Origin of the sequence: Pseudomonas sp. PDM28 (genome assembly GCF_019219115.1) — a bacterium.
Lineage (GTDB): Bacteria > Pseudomonadota > Gammaproteobacteria > Pseudomonadales > Pseudomonadaceae > Aquipseudomonas > Aquipseudomonas laurylsulfatiphila.
This window is the reverse complement of the sequence record NZ_JAHUWG010000003.1, coordinates 128960-143759: the sequence shown is the minus strand read 5'-3', so window position 1 is coordinate 143759 and position 14800 is coordinate 128960. Positions and strand designations below refer to the sequence as shown.

12 protein-coding genes and 3 tRNA genes are annotated in these 14800 nt (G+C 62.1%); 13 read left to right on the top strand and 2 right to left on the bottom strand.

The features are described from left to right. Positions 1–78 precede the first annotated feature (78 nt). The 13 genes from KW841_RS07100 (at position 79) to KW841_RS07040 (ending at position 12403) form a co-directional block, all read left to right on the top strand. On the top strand, positions 79–2700 hold the full coding sequence (locus KW841_RS07100) for a FimV/HubP family polar landmark protein (RefSeq protein ID WP_218474849.1): 2622 nt from the start codon (positions 79–81) through the stop codon (positions 2698–2700). Between the two features lie 281 nt (positions 2701–2981). Next, positions 2982–3806: a tRNA pseudouridine(38-40) synthase TruA gene (gene truA, locus KW841_RS07095; RefSeq protein WP_033063335.1), complete on the top strand. Its 825-nt coding sequence runs from the start codon at positions 2982–2984 to the stop codon at positions 3804–3806. Positions 3807–3869: 63 nt separating this feature from the next. Further along, complete coding sequence (locus KW841_RS07090) at positions 3870–4496, top strand: phosphoribosylanthranilate isomerase (protein ID WP_218474846.1); 627 nt, start codon at positions 3870–3872, stop codon at positions 4494–4496. A 191-nt stretch (positions 4497–4687) separates the two neighbouring features. Next, positions 4688–5608: an acetyl-CoA carboxylase, carboxyltransferase subunit beta gene (accD, locus tag KW841_RS07085; protein ID WP_007975665.1), complete on the top strand. Its 921-nt coding sequence runs from the start codon at positions 4688–4690 to the stop codon at positions 5606–5608. Then, positions 5605–6912 (top strand): bifunctional tetrahydrofolate synthase/dihydrofolate synthase, encoded by a 1308-nt coding sequence (gene folC / locus KW841_RS07080; protein WP_218474843.1) that lies wholly within the window; start codon positions 5605–5607, stop codon positions 6910–6912. Before accD ends, folC begins: the two co-directional genes overlap by 4 nt. Beyond that, positions 6896–7558 carry an SPOR domain-containing protein gene (locus KW841_RS07075; protein WP_218474841.1) on the top strand — a complete coding sequence of 221 codons (663 nt, stop codon included), beginning with the start codon at positions 6896–6898 and terminating at the stop codon, positions 7556–7558. Before folC ends, KW841_RS07075 begins: the two co-directional genes overlap by 17 nt. Positions 7559–7656: 98 nt before the next feature. Continuing rightward, positions 7657–8217, top strand: a complete 561-nt coding sequence (locus KW841_RS07070; RefSeq protein ID WP_007975669.1) for a CvpA family protein — start codon at positions 7657–7659, stop codon at positions 8215–8217. A 41-nt stretch (positions 8218–8258) separates the two neighbouring features. Further along, complete coding sequence (purF, locus tag KW841_RS07065; protein WP_007975670.1) at positions 8259–9764, top strand: amidophosphoribosyltransferase; 1506 nt, start codon at positions 8259–8261, stop codon at positions 9762–9764. Between the two features lie 73 nt (positions 9765–9837). Next, complete coding sequence (locus tag KW841_RS07060; protein ID WP_102699276.1) at positions 9838–11049, top strand: O-succinylhomoserine sulfhydrylase; 1212 nt, start codon at positions 9838–9840, stop codon at positions 11047–11049. Then, on the top strand, positions 11046–11822 hold the full coding sequence (locus KW841_RS07055; RefSeq protein ID WP_218474839.1) for an SDR family oxidoreductase: 777 nt from the start codon (positions 11046–11048) through the stop codon (positions 11820–11822). Before KW841_RS07060 ends, KW841_RS07055 begins: the two co-directional genes overlap by 4 nt. 206 nt (positions 11823–12028) lie before the next feature. After that, positions 12029–12104: transfer RNA gene (locus KW841_RS07050), tRNA-Val, on the top strand. Between the two features lie 53 nt (positions 12105–12157). Further along, a tRNA-Asp gene (locus KW841_RS07045) sits at positions 12158–12234 on the top strand. Between the two features lie 92 nt (positions 12235–12326). Then, positions 12327–12403, top strand: a tRNA-Asp gene (locus tag KW841_RS07040). Between the two features lie 136 nt (positions 12404–12539). Here the strand turns inward: KW841_RS07040 and aldA are convergent. Both aldA and KW841_RS07030 read right to left on the bottom strand, forming a co-directional pair. Next, positions 12540–13973 (bottom strand): aldehyde dehydrogenase, encoded by a 1434-nt coding sequence (gene aldA / locus KW841_RS07035; RefSeq protein ID WP_218474837.1) that lies wholly within the window; start codon positions 13971–13973, stop codon positions 12540–12542. A gap of 19 nt (positions 13974–13992) precedes the next feature. Then, positions 13993–14793 carry an aldolase/citrate lyase family protein gene (locus KW841_RS07030; protein ID WP_218474834.1) on the bottom strand — a complete coding sequence of 267 codons (801 nt, stop codon included), beginning with the start codon at positions 14791–14793 and terminating at the stop codon, positions 13993–13995. Positions 14794–14800: the final 7 nt, after the last annotated feature.

Sequence of the window (14800 nt, the reverse complement as noted above, 5' to 3'; positions counted from 1 at the left end):
GTTGCACGCAATGCCTTACGGCGGCGGCTATCAATATCTTCTCGCTGGCCGAGGAATGTTCAAACTAAGGATGAGCTAATGGTTCAAGTTCGCAAACTGGTGTTAGCAATAGCGGCCGCCTCGGCGCTGTCCTCCGGTATGGCGCATGCCCTCGGGCTCGGGGAACTGACCCTGAAATCGACGCTCAACCAGCCCCTGGTGGCGGAAATCGAGCTGCTCGATGTCAAGGACCTCACCGCTGCCGAATTGGTGCCGAGCCTGGCTTCGCCGGAAGATTTCGCCAAGGCCGGTGTCGACCGCCAGGCGTTTCTGAATGACTTGACCTTCACCCCGGTGCTTAACGCCAACGGCAAAAGCATCCTGCGCGTGACCTCCAGCAAGCCACTCTCCGAGCCGATGGTGAAATTCCTGGTTCAGGTGATGTGGCCGAACGGCCGTTTGCTGCGCGACTACAGTGTGCTGCTCGATCCATCGAAATTCTCGTCGCAAACCGCCGAGGCGGCTGCGCAGCCCGCACCGACTTCAACCGTCGCTGCACCGGTCACCGGTGCGACCAAACCATCGCAATACACCACCACGCCGCGCGATACCCTGTGGGAAATCGCCGCGAAGGCGCGTAATGGCGGTTCGATCCAGCAAACCATGCTGGCCATTCAGGCGCTGAACCCGGACGCCTTCATTGACGGCAACATCAACCGCCTGAAAACCGGCCAGGTACTGCGTATGCCGGATCAGGCGCAGAGCACGAACCTGCCGCAACCCAAGGCCATCGCCGAAGTGGCTGCGCAGAACAAGGCCTGGCGTCAGGGGCGACGTTATGTCGCCAAGCCCGGGGCAGGGCAGCAGCAACTGGACGCCACCAATCGCGCTCGCAGCGATGTTGCTCCGGCTCAAGCGGCCGGCGACAAACTGAGCCTGGTGTCTGCCGAGTCCGGCAAGAATCGTGGCAAAGGGCCTGCTGGTGATGCCGTGGCCCTCAGCAACAAGCTGGCGGTGACTCAGGAAAGCCTCGACTCCAGTCGTCGTGATAACGCTGAACTGAAAAGCCGCATGGCCGACCTGCAAAGCCAGGTGGACAAGCTGCAGCGCCTGATCGAGCTGAAGAACAATCAACTGGCCAAGTTGCAGGCCGAGGGCGCGACTGGTGCACCAGGCACCGCAACGGCTCCGGCAATGTCGGCCGAGCTGGCGCCCAATCCGGCTGCACCTGCGCCGGCAGACTCTGCGCCAGTGGCCGCGGCGCCCGAGGCAGCTCCGACTCCGGTCGGGCAACCTGTCGAGGCGACGCCGGCTGCGTCCGACGATCAGAAATTCAATGAGTTGCTGAGCAATCCGGTGCTGCTGGGCCTGGTGGGTGGCGGTGCTGTCGTTCTGCTGCTCTTGCTGCTGTTGCTGGCGCGCCGCCGCAAAGCCCAGCAAGCAGCCGAGAAGCATCAGCGCATGGCGCGTGCCCTGGCCGAAGAACAGCCGTTCTCGGCCGATCTCGACCTGCCGGAAAGCAGCTTCGAAGGCCTGGAAGTTCCGCCGCCAAGCGTGAAGCTGGCGACTGCACCGACGCCAGCTCCTGCACCTGCGCCGGTCATTGCCCCTGTCGTGATGACCACGCCGATCGCCGCGCCATTGGTGTCGCCGGCTGCCGAGCGTTCCGATGACGTGCTGGGCCAGGCTCAGTCGCACATCGATGCCGGTCGCCTGAACCAGGCTGCCGCGTTGCTGGAGGACGGCGTCAAGCGAGAGCCTCAACGCAGCGATTTGCGCTTGAAGCTGATGGAAGTCTACGGCCAGCAAGGCGACCGCGATGCGTTCGTCGGCCAGGAGCGCAAGCTGGTGGCCAATGGCGACAACTTCGCCCAGGTGGAAAAGCTCAAAAGCCGCTTCCCGGCCATGGCGCTGGTGGCTGCCGGTGGCATCGCCGCAGCCGCCGTTGCTGCCGAACTGGACGCGCAGTACGTCAAGGACCTGTTGCTCGATGAGCCGCAAGCGCCAGCAGCAGAGCCGGCACCGTTCGAGGATGACCTCGATAGCGCCTTCGACCTGAGCCTGGATGATCTGGACACGATCCAGCCAGTGGCGCCTGCGCCTGCACCTGCACTTGCACCGGAGCCTGAAGTGGAGGCTTTGGCGGATCTGGACGAATTCCCGCTGGATGACGATCTGAGTTTTGAGTCGGCGTTGCAGCAACAGACCGAAATAAAGGAAAACCTCGACGACCTGTCGGACTTCGATCTTGACCTGGATCTCGGTGCGCAACCGTCGCCGGCGATGTTGGCGGAAGATGATTTCCTGCTGGATCTGGATGAGGGCGTGAAGGACTTTCCAGTCGCCGAAACCCCGGCTGTTCCTGACGTTGCGCTGGATGATCTGGATTTGCCTGCCGACTTCGACCTGTCGCTGGCCGACGAAATGAGCACGCCGGATACGTTCGCCGCCGAACTGGATGATGTCAACGCGGAGCTGGAAAGCCTGTCCCACAGCATCGGTGAGCCGACCTTTACCGAAGCCGATGCCGCACTGGATGGCGATGACGAGTTCGACTTCCTCTCGGGTACCGATGAAGCTGCTACCAAGCTCGATCTGGCCCAGGCCTATATCGACATGGGAGACAGCGACGGTGCCCGCGACATCCTCAATGAGGTCGTGAGCGAAGGCAGTGACGAGCAGAAGAGCGAAGCGAGGGAGATGCTTTCGCGTCTGGCTTGAGTGATCGGTACGTTGTAAACAAAGCGGCAGCCCATTGAGGCTGCCGTTTTTGTTGGGTCGATGAATTGATGTCGTCTGTTGATCAGCCATCGCGGGCAAGCCCGCTCCCACAAGGTTCTGTGGCGTTCACAAAACCTGTGGGAGCGGGCTTGCCCGCGATGGGGCCGGAACAGTCAAAGGAGATCTCTCTGGTATCCCCGTCCGGTGGCCTTATAATGCCCGCCTTTGTTACATCAGCAGGCTGTCCCTCCTTGGCAAATATAGATAACCCGGCCGCCGAAATGGCAGCCGACGGCTTTTTCCGGATCGCGCTGGGCGTCGAATACAAAGGCTCGCGCTACCGTGGCTGGCAGCGCCAGGCGTCCGGGGTGCTCACCGTGCAGGAAACCCTCGAAAACGCCTTGTCCAAAGTCGCCGATTCACCCGTCTCGCTGATGTGCGCCGGGCGTACCGACGCCGGGGTGCATGCCTGCGGACAGGTGGTGCATTTCGATACCCAGGTCGAGCGTTCGATGAAGGCCTGGACCATGGGCGCCAACATCAACTTGCCCCACGACGTCAGTGTCAGTTGGGCCAAGGTCATGCCGGCGCACTTCCATGCGCGGTTCAAGGCCATCGCCCGGCGTTATCGCTACGTGATCTACAACGATCAGATCCGCCCCGCGCACCTGAACGAAGAAGTGACCTGGAACCACCGCCCGCTGGACGTCGAGCGCATGGCGGAGGCGGCTCAATACCTGCTCGGCACCCATGATTTCAGCGCTTTTCGCGCCGGCCAGTGCCAGGCCAAGTCGCCGATCAAGGAGCTGCATCACCTGCGCGTCACCCGTCACGGCAAGATGATCGTGCTGGACATTCGCGCCAGCGCCTTCCTGCACCACATGGTGCGCAACATCGCCGGCGTGCTGATGACCATTGGCGCCGGTGAGCGTCCGGTGGAGTGGATGAAAGAGGTGCTGGAGAGCCGGATTCGGCGGTCCGGTGGCGTGACGGCGCATCCATTCGGGTTGTATCTGGTGCAGGTCGAGTACCGTGACGAGTTCGAATTGCCCGAGCGTTACATCGGTCCACACTTCCTGACCGGCTTCTCCGAACTTGGCGGCTGACGCCCTCGAACGCTTTTGTTACCATCCGGGACTTTCCCGGATTTGTCTTGGAGTTGTATCGACATGTCAGCCGTTCGCAGCAAGATCTGTGGGATTACCCGCATAGAGGATGCGTTGGCAGCCGTCGAGGCCGGGGCGGATGCCATCGGCTTCGTGTTCTATGCCAAAAGCCCCCGTGCGGTGACGTTCCAGCAGGCGCGCTCGATCATCCAGGCGCTGCCGCCGTTCGTGACCACCGTGGGCCTGTTCGTCAATGCGAGCCGTTGCGAACTGGGCGAACTCCTCGACGCGGTGCCCCTGGACCTGCTGCAGTTTCACGGCGATGAAAGCGCGGCGGATTGTGAAGGCTGGCACCGTCCGTACATCAAGGCGCTGCGGGTCAAGGCCGGTGATGACATCGCCGCGGCCTGTAATGCGTATGCCAGTGCCAGCGGAATCCTGCTCGACACCTATGTCGAGGGCGTTCCCGGAGGAACCGGTGAGGCGTTTGACTGGTCACTGATACCGCAAGGCTTGAGCAAACCGATCATTCTGGCCGGCGGCCTGACGCCGGATAACGTCGCTGAAGCGATTGCCCGCGTCCGGCCCTATGCCGTGGATGTCAGCGGCGGGGTAGAGGCGAGCAAGGGCATCAAGGATCACGCAAAGGTCCAGGCATTTATCAAGGCGGTACGCGGTAGCACCTGTTGATGTGACGGCTGGCAGACTGCCGCCGTCCACTGCACTGTACAAAACGGCTGAGGGTCATGGGGTGGTACGCAGGTCACGTTTCGCTGATCCGGCCATTCACTGATCATCGCCGCACACATGAATTTAGCGCTAGGGCATACACGGGGCTGCGAACCAGAGCGTTCGGGCCGCCGGTACTGGAGAAAGAAAGCATGAGCAACTGGTTAGTAGACAAACTGATCCCTTCGATCATGCGTTCCGAGGTCAAGAAGAGCTCGGTGCCTGAAGGTCTTTGGCACAAATGCCCGTCTTGCGAGGCTGTGCTGTATCGTCCGGAGTTGGAAAAGACCCTGGACGTTTGCCCCAAGTGCAACCATCACATGCGTATCGGCGCCCGCGCCCGTATCGACATCTTCCTCGACGTTGAAGGCCGTACCGAGCTGGGTGCAGACCTGGAGCCGGTCGACCGTCTGAAATTCCGCGACGGCAAGAAGTACAAGGACCGCCTGACCGCTGCACAAAAGCAGACCGGCGAAAAAGACGCGCTGGTTTCGATGAGCGGCACGTTGCTGGGCATGCCGATCGTGGTTTCGGCGTTCGAGTTTTCCTTCATGGGCGGTTCGATGGGCGCCATCGTCGGTGAGCGTTTCGTTCGTGCCGCCAACTACGCCCTGGAAAAGCGTTGCCCGATGGTCTGTTTCTCGGCTTCCGGCGGTGCGCGGATGCAGGAAGCGCTGATTTCCCTGATGCAGATGGCCAAGACCTCTGCGGTGCTGGCGCGTCTGCGTGAAGAAGGCATCCCGTTCATCTCCGTGCTGACCGATCCGGTCTACGGCGGCGTTTCCGCCAGCCTGGCGATGCTGGGCGACGTGATTGTCGGCGAGCCGAAGGCGCTGATCGGTTTTGCCGGTCCTCGAGTGATCGAGCAGACCGTGCGTGAAAAACTGCCGGAAGGCTTCCAGCGCAGCGAGTTCCTGCTGGAGCACGGTGCCATCGACATGATCATCGACCGTCAGGAGCTGCGTCCGCGCCTGGGCAACCTGCTGGCGCAAATGATGGGCCTGCCGACGCCGAAGTTCGTGGCCGCCCCCATCGAGCCAATCGTGGTTCCACCGGTACCTGCCAGCCTATGACCCAACGTACCCTTGGCGAATGGCTCGCCTACCTCGAACAGTTGCACCCTTCGGCCATCGACATGGGGCTGGAGCGGTCGCAGCAGGTAGCGTCCCGCATGGGACTGGGCAAGCCGGCGCCACGGGTGATTACGGTCACCGGGACCAACGGCAAGGGTTCCACCTGTGCGTTCGTGGCGTCCTTGCTGCGGGCCCAGGGCTTGAAAGTGGGGGTTTACAACTCCCCGCACCTGCTGCGCTACAACGAACGGGTGACGGTCAACGGCGTCGAAGCCACTGACGCCGAGCTGTGCGAGGCCTTTGCTGCGGTAGAGGCCGGGCGTGGCGACACTTCGCTCACCTACTTCGAAATGGGCACCCTGGCGGCGTTCTGGCTGTTCCAGCACTCCGGGCTCGATGCGGTGGTGCTGGAAGTCGGTCTGGGCGGTCGTCTGGACACGGTCAACGTGGTGGATGCCGACATGGCGCTGGTCACCAGTATTGGCGTCGATCATGCCGATTACCTGGGTGATACCCGAGAGTCCGTGGCCTTCGAGAAGGCCGGGATTTTCCGCCAGGGCGCGCCTGCGCTCTGCGGCGATCTGAATCCTCCACAACCCCTGCTGGACAAGGCGCGCGAGCTCAACTGCCCGTTTTTCCTGCGTGGGCGCGATTTTGATCTCGGCGTGACCGATCACAACTGGCAATGGCGCGGTGTCGATGCGCAAGGGCGTGCAGTCGAGCTGCGCGACCTGCCGCTGCTCGATCTGCCGATGGAAAACGCCGCACTGGCGTTGCAGGCTTACTTGCTGCTTGGCTTGCCTTGGGTGGATGCGCAGATTATCGAAGCGCTGCGGGTTACCAAGGTGGTCGGTCGTCTGGATCGCCGCGCGTTCGAGTGGCAGGGAAAGCGTTTGAATTTATTGCTGGATGTGGGGCATAACCCGCATGCGGCGGAGTATCTGGCCCGTCGTCTGGCCAGTCGTCCACCGGTCGGCAAGCGTCTGGCGGTGTTCGGGCTGCTGGCGGACAAGGATCTGGGTGGTGTTGTCGGCGAGTTGAATGCTAGTGTCCAGCACTGGGCTGTTGCACCACTGGATTCGCCTCGGGCGCGTCCGGTTGCGGACCTGCACGATGCATTGCAGGGGCTTGGTGCCTCGGTCACGTCATACGACAGTGTAGCGGCCGCCCTGGAAGGGCAGTGCGCGCAGGCCACGAGCGACGACGAAATCCTGTTGTTCGGATCATTTTATTGTGTCGCCGAGGCCCTTGAATGGCTGGCCCGGCGCTCCACGGAGGAAGCGGCAAATGGCATTGCTGGATAAGGCATACAAACAGCGCATGGTTGGCGCCCTGGTGTTGGTCGCGCTGGCGGTGATTTTTCTGCCGATGCTGTTTTCCCGCCAGGACGAACAGCGCCAGGTGACGGTCGAAGCGCCGGCGGCCCCGCAGGCGCCTGCGCTGCCTCAGGTGCAGGTCGAGCCCGTGGCGGTGCCTGAGCCGCAAGCCTTGCCCCAGGAGCCCGTGCCGAGCGATGACGAAATCGCCCAGCAGGAATCGGCGGTGCCGGCTGTGCCGGTGGCTCCGGCACCTGCTGCCAAACCGGTTACGCCGCCTGCGCCTGCGCCGGTCCCGGCGTTGGCCGCCAAACCTGCGACCGCGCCTGCCCAGCCCATCACGGCGGCACCCGGCAAGCCGGATACCACGCAAAGCCGTGTCGATGCCAATGGTCTGTCGGTCAGTTGGTCGGTGCAACTGGCCAGTCTGGCGAGCCGTGAAAGCGCGGAAAAGCTTCAGAAAACCCTGCGCAGCCAGGGTTACAATGCCTACATCCGGACCGCCGACGGCAAAAACCGGGTATTTGTCGGGCCGCTGATCGAGCGTGCAGAAGCCGACCGGCTGCGGGATTTGCTGAATCGCCAGCAGAACCTGAAGGGGTTTGTCGTGCGCTTTCAGCCGGAACGTGGCTAAAACTATCGCCCCGATATGAAATGCACTGACAATCGCAGCTTACCGATAAGCATGGGCTCTGCTAAAATGCGCCGCCTTATCCGTCTGTAGGCTGCACTGTGCCATTTACCTGGGTTGACTGGGCGATCGTAGCAATCGTCGCCATCTCCGCATTGATCAGTCTGAGCCGCGGCTTCGTCAAAGAAGCTCTGTCGCTGCTGACCTGGATCATCGCAGGAGTCGTTGCCTGGATGTTCGGTGGCTCATTGTCCGAGTACCTCGGCGGGTACATTCAAACGCCATCGGCTCGTATAATCACGGGCTGTGCCATCATGTTTGTCGCCACTTTAATCGTAGGCGCAATGATCAATTATCTTATCGGCGAACTGGTTCGCGTCACCGGGCTCTCCGGGACCGACCGATTCCTCGGCATGGCCTTCGGCGCCGCGCGTGGCGGGTTGCTGGTGGTCATCGCCGTCGGGCTGTTGAGCCTGGGGCCGGTACAGCAGGACGGGTGGTGGAAAGAGTCACAGCTCGTGCCAAAATTTCTATTGGTCGCCGACTGGTCCAAAAACCTGATTCTCGGGTGGAGCAGTCAGTGGCTTGCCAGCGGAATCAGCGTACCCGCTGATATTCCGTTCAAGGAGCAACTCTTGCCGATGGCCAAAACGCCTCAGTGAGTAGTGCTCAGTTCAGATCCATTAAGTAGGGGTTGCGTCGCATGTGTGGCATCGTCGGTATCGTCGGTAAGTCGAACGTCAATCAGGCGCTGTATGACGCGCTAACCGTGCTCCAGCACCGCGGCCAGGACGCTGCCGGTATCGTGACCAGCCATGATGGCCGGTTGTTCCTGCGCAAGGATAACGGCCTGGTGCGTGACGTGTTCCAGCAGCGTCACATGCAGCGCCTGGTCGGCCACATGGGCATTGGCCATGTGCGTTATCCGACCGCGGGCAGCTCGACGTCGGCTGAAGCTCAACCGTTTTACGTCAACTCGCCTTACGGCATCACCCTGGCGCACAACGGTAACCTGACCAACGTTGAACAACTGGCCAAGGAGATTTACGAATCTGACCTGCGCCACGTCAACACCAGTTCCGACTCGGAAGTGCTGCTCAACGTGTTCGCGCACGAACTGGCCCAGCGCGGCAAGTTGCAGCCGACCGAAGAAGACGTGTTTGCCGCCGTCACCGACGTGCACAACCGTTGCGTCGGTGGTTATGCCGTCGTGGCGATGATCACCGGCTACGGCATCGTGGGCTTTCGCGACCCGCACGGCATCCGCCCGATCGTTTTCGGCCAGCGTCACACCGACGAAGGCGTCGAGTACATGATCGCCTCGGAAAGCGTTTCCCTGGACGTGCTGGGCTTCACCCTGATTCGCGACCTGGCGCCAGGCGAAGCGGTCTACATCACTGAAGAGGGCAAGCTGTACACCCGTCAGTGCGCGACCAACCCGTCCCTGACCCCGTGCATCTTCGAACACGTCTACCTGGCGCGTCCGGATTCGATCATCGACGGCGTGTCGGTCTACAAGGCTCGCCTGCGCATGGGTGAGAAGCTGGCCGAGAAGATCCTGCGCGAGCGTCCGGATCACGACATCGACGTGGTCATCCCGATTCCGGACACCAGCCGCACCGCCGCGCTGGAGCTGGCGAACCACCTGGGCGTGAAGTTCCGCGAAGGCTTCGTGAAGAACCGCTACATCGGCCGGACGTTCATCATGCCGGGCCAGGCCGCACGGAAAAAATCCGTACGCCAGAAGCTCAACGCCATCGAGCTGGAGTTCCGCGGCAAGAACGTGATGCTGGTGGATGACTCCATCGTGCGCGGTACCACTTGCAAGCAGATCATCCAGATGGCCCGCGAAGCCGGCGCCAAGAACGTCTACTTCTGCTCCGCGGCGCCAGCGGTTCGTTACCCGAACGTCTACGGCATCGACATGCCGAGCGCTCACGAGCTGATCGCGCACAACCGTTCGACCCAGGACGTGGCTGACCTGATCGGCGCCGACTGGCTGATCTATCAGGACCTGCCTGACTTGATCGAAGCGGTCGGTGGCGGCAAGATCAAGATCGACAAGTTCGATTGCGCGGTGTTCGATGGCCAGTACGTCACTGGCGACGTCGACGAGGCTTACCTGAACAAGATCGAGCAGGCACGCAACGATGCCTCCAAGGTCAAGACGCAGGCAGTCAGCGCGATCATCGACCTGTACAACAACTGAGTTTCTACCGGCCCTGAGGGGCCGGTTTTGTATCCGGCTTTTAAATTACGAGAATAGGGAAAGGAGTGAGAGCATGAGTCAGGATTGGGATGCCGGTCGGCTGGACAGCGACCTCGAAGGCGTAGCGTTCGATACCCTGGCCGTACGTGCCGGTCAGCACCGTACGCCGGAAGGCGAACACGGTGATCCGATGTTCTTCACTTCCAGCTATGTATTCCGCACCGCTGCCGACGCAGCCGCGCGTTTTGCCGGGGAAGTACCGGGCAACGTTTACTCGCGCTACACCAATCCGACCGTACGCGCCTTCGAAGAGCGCATCGCCGCTCTGGAAAGCGCCGAGCAAGCCGTGGCCACCGCCACCGGCATGGCTGCGATCATGGCTGTGGTGATGAGCCTGTGCAGCGCCGGCGATCACGTATTGGTGTCGCGCAGCGTGTTCGGCTCGACCATCAGCCTGTTCGAAAAGTACTTCAAGCGTTTCGGCATCGAAGTCGATTACGTGGCCCTGGCGGATCTGTCCGGCTGGGATGCGGCGATCAAGTCCAATACCAAGCTGCTGTTCGTCGAGTCGCCGTCCAACCCGCTGGCCGAGTTGGTCGACATTGCCGAACTGGCGAAAATCGCCCACGCCAAAGGCGCGATGCTGGTGGTCGACAACTGCTTCTGCACCCCGGCCTTGCAGCAACCGCTGAAAATGGGCGCGGACATCGTCGTGCACTCGGCCACCAAGTTCATCGATGGCCAGGGCCGTTGCATGGGCGGCGTGGTCGCCGGTCGCAGCGAGCAGATGAAAGAAGTGGTAGGCTTCCTGCGTACCGCCGGGCCGACCCTGAGCCCGTTCAACGCCTGGATCTTCCTCAAGGGCCTGGAAACCCTGAACCTGCGGATGAAGGCCCATTGCGCCAACGCCCAGCAACTGGCCGAGTGGCTGGAGCAGCAGGCAGGCATCGAGAAAGTCCATTACGCCGGCCTCAAGAGCCATCCGCAGCACGAGCTGGCGCTGCGCCAGCAGAAGGGTTTCGGTGCGGTCGTCAGTTTTGAGGTGAAGGGCGGCAAAGAGGGCGCCTGGCGCTTTATCGACGCCACGCGCCTGATTTCGATCACCGCCAACCTGGGCGACAGCAAAACCACCATCACGCATCCGAGCACCACGTCCCATGGTCGCCTGGCGCCGCAGGAGCGTGAAGCGGCGGGCATTCGTGACAGCCTGATCCGCATTGCGGTCGGCCTGGAAGACGTGGCGGACCTGCAAGCCGACCTGGCGCGCGGTCTGGCTGCGTTGTGATCGAGTTGTCTACGCCGACCACCGGCTCCAATGGCCGTGTAGCGCTGGTGACCGGTGCTGCGCGGGGCATAGGCCTGGGGATTTCAGCCTGGCTGATCAGCGAAGGCTGGCAAGTCGTGCTGACGGATCTGGACCGGGAGCGCGGTTCGAAAGTGGCGAAAGTGCTGGGCGACAACGCCTGGTTCATCGCCATGGATGTCGCCAACGAGGGGCAAGTCGCGCTGGGCGTGGCCGAGGTGCTCGGCCAGTTCGGGCGCCTGGATGCGCTGGTCTGCAATGCGGCGGTGGCCGATCCGCACAACATCACCCTCGAAAGCCTCGACCTGGCCCACTGGAATCGGGTGTTGGCGGTAAACCTCAGCGGGCCGATGCTGCTGGCCAAGCACTGTGCGCCGTACCTGCGCGCTCACAGCGGCGCCATCGTCAATCTGGCCTCGACCCGCGCCGGGCAGTCGGAACCCGACACAGAGGCCTATGCGGCGAGCAAGGGCGGCTTGTTGGCCCTGACTCACGCATTGGCCATCAGCCTTGGCCCGGAGATCCGGGTCAATGCCGTCAGCCCTGGCTGGATCGATGCACGCGACCCTTCGGTGCGGCGTGCCGAGCCATTGACCGAGGCCGATCATGCCCAGCATCCGGCGGGCAGGGTGGGGACGGTCGAGGATGTGGCGGCGATGGTGGCCTGGCTGCTGTCGAGGAATGCCGGTTTTGTCACCGGGCAGGAGTTCGTGGTCGATGGCGGCATGACCAAGAAGATGATTTACAGCGAGTAAGCTGCGGGATTGATGTCGGATGTGCTGCCGCTTTCGCGAGCAAGCCCGCTCCCACAGGGGCATGCATTCCAAATGTGGGAGCGGGCTTGCCCGCGAAAGCGGTCTTGCTGCATATACATAATTTTGTCTTTTTCAGAAAAACTTCAATCCTGCTATTGACTTAGGTTCGCTACCTGCGTAAATTTCGCGGCCTCGGAGATGCAAACGGGTGATTAGCTCAGCTGGGAGAGCGTCTGCCTTACAAGCAGAATGTCGGCGGTTCGATCCCGTCATCACCCACCACTCCCGAGATACTTGCGAAAGCAAGAGGTAGGCTGAAATGCCTCCACCGACGCGCAGCGGTAGTTCAGTCGGTTAGAATACCGGCCTGTCACGCCGGGGGTCGCGGGTTCGAGTCCCGTCCGCTGCGCCATATTTTCCGAATCAGGTATGTCTGGTTCGAGATTGAAAAGCTACTGAGTTTTCAATCAGACGAGTTACTTGAGCATCTGCTCAAAGCGATACGCAGCGGTAGTTCAGTCGGTTAGAATACCGGCCTGTCACGCCGGGGGTCGCGGGTTCGAGTCCCGTCCGCTGCGCCATATCTGCCCCGAGGCCCACTGAACGCCTTGGAGCTACGAAGAAACCACTGGTTACTTCGAGTCGATAGCAAAAACCCTGGTCGAGAGACCGGGGTTTTTTGTTTCTGCGATTTGGCAATCCGCCTGAATACCTCACTTAGCCTTGCAAATACACCGCGTGGGTATGGGTGTATTCGTACAGCCCGTGCTTGCCATCCGCGCCGCCGATGCCGGACTTGCGCACACCGGCATGGAAACCTTGCATGGCTTCGAAGTTCTCGCGATTGACGTAGGTTTCGCCAAAATCCAGCTCGCGCATCGCCTGCAGGGTTTTGCTCAGGTCACGGGTGTAGATCGACGAAGTCAGGCCATAGTCGCAATCGTTGGCCAGGGCGATGGCTTCGTCCAGGTCGTCGATTATCTGGATCGGCAGCACTGGCCCGAAAATCTCTTCACGCATGATCTCCATGTCCGCGCGACAACCGGCTAAAACAGTGGGCTGGAAGTGGAAGCCATTCGGCAGATCGGCCATCTGCCCGCCGCTGATCAGGCTTGCGCCCTGGCTCAACGCGGTGCGGACTTTGCGGTTGACGCTGTCCAGCCCCTGGCGGTTGATCAGCGGGCCCATCTCCACGTCAGGCTGCGCAATCGGGTCGCCATAGCGCGTTGCACTCATGGCCGCCGCGATGCGTTCGATAAATTGATCCGCCACCTTGCGCTCGACATAGACCCGCTCGGCGCAATTGCACACCTGGCCGCTGTTGATGATCCGCGAATCGCGGATCGCCCTGACCGCCAGGTCGAGGTCTGCATCCGCCAGCACAATAGCCGGCGCCTTGCCGCCCAGTTCCAGGTTGAGCTTGGTGATGTTCGGCGCGGCGGCGGCCATGATTCGTGAGCCGGTGTCGACGCTGCCGGTGAAGCTGATCATGTCCACGCCCTTGTGCGCGCTCAGTGCCGCGCCGACTCGGCCGTCACCGCAGACTACGTTGAACACGCCGGGCGGCAGGTCGGTTTCGGCGACCAGCCGGGCAAATTCGAAGCAGTTGTTCGGGGTTTCTTCGCTGGGCTTGATGACGATGGTGTTACCGGTCAGCAGGGCCGGGGCCATCTTGCGGGCGATCAGGAAAAACGGGAAATTCCATGGCAGGATCCCGGCCACCACGCCCAGTGGTTTGCGCAACAGGAAGATGTTTTCGTTCTGGCGGTCGCTGGTGATGATTTCACCTTCGATACGCCGGGCCCATTCGGCCATGTAGTCGAGGTAGTCGGCGGTGAAGTTGACTTCGACTTCCGCCAGCCCGCTGATCTTGCCTTGCTCCAGGGTGATGGTGCGCGCCAGGTGCGAGACGTTTTCCCGCAGTTTCGCGGCGATCCGGCGCAAGTAGCCGGCGCGGTCATTCGCCGGTTTGCGCGCCCAGTCTTTCTGTGCGGCGCGGGCAGCGGCGAGGGCGCGGTCGACGTCCTCGGCGGTCGAGGCCGGGACTTTCGACAGCACGGCGCCGGTGGCCGGGTTGATCACATCGAGGTGGGCAGCGCTGGCCACGAACTGGCCGTCGATAAAGTTTTCGTAAACAGGCACGGATGACATGGTGCGACTCCTTGGCAGATCAGTAAGTGCGTGACGGCGCTTGAGTGGTAGCGGGCTCGCGGTAGCGGGCGAGGGTGGTCATGGCGCCTTGGCGCAGCAGGCTGATGTCGATGGCCACCGCAATGAACTGGCAGCCCCAGCGCTGGTAGCGGCGGGCGTCTTCTTCGTTGGGGGCGAGAATCCCGCAGGCCTTGCCGGCCGCCAGTGTGGCGTTCACGGCGTGTTGAATCCGTTCCTGGACTTCCGGGTGACCGGGGTTGCCGGCGTGACCCAGGCCGATCGACAAATCCGCCGGCCCGATAAACACCGCATCCACGCCCTCGACAGCGGCAATTGCGGCGACGTTTTCCACGCCGGTGCGCGATTCCACCTGCACGATCAGGCACAGTTGTTCGTGGGCGGTATTCAGGTAATCCGGCACGCCGTCCCAGCGCGTGGCCCGGGTCAGGCCGCCGCCGACCCCGCGGATGCCGTGGGGCGGGTAGCGCATGGCGCGCACCAGTGCCTGTGCCTGCTCAGCGGTTTCGACCATCGGGATCATCAGCGTCTGCGCGCCGATATCCAGCAGTTGCTTGATCAGGTTGGCATCGCCATTCACCGCGCGCACCACTGGCGCGGTCGGGTAAGGCGCCACGGCCTGCAACTGGGCGAGTACGCCGGGCACGGTGTTGGGCGCGTGTTCGCCATCGATCAGCATCCAGTCGTAACCGGTGGTGGCGACAATCTCGGCGGCGTAGCCAGTGGCGAACCCGGCCCAGATGCCGTACCGGGTTTCGCTGTTGTTCAGTGCGGCCTTGAACGCGTTGTGCGGCATGTTCATCACGAAC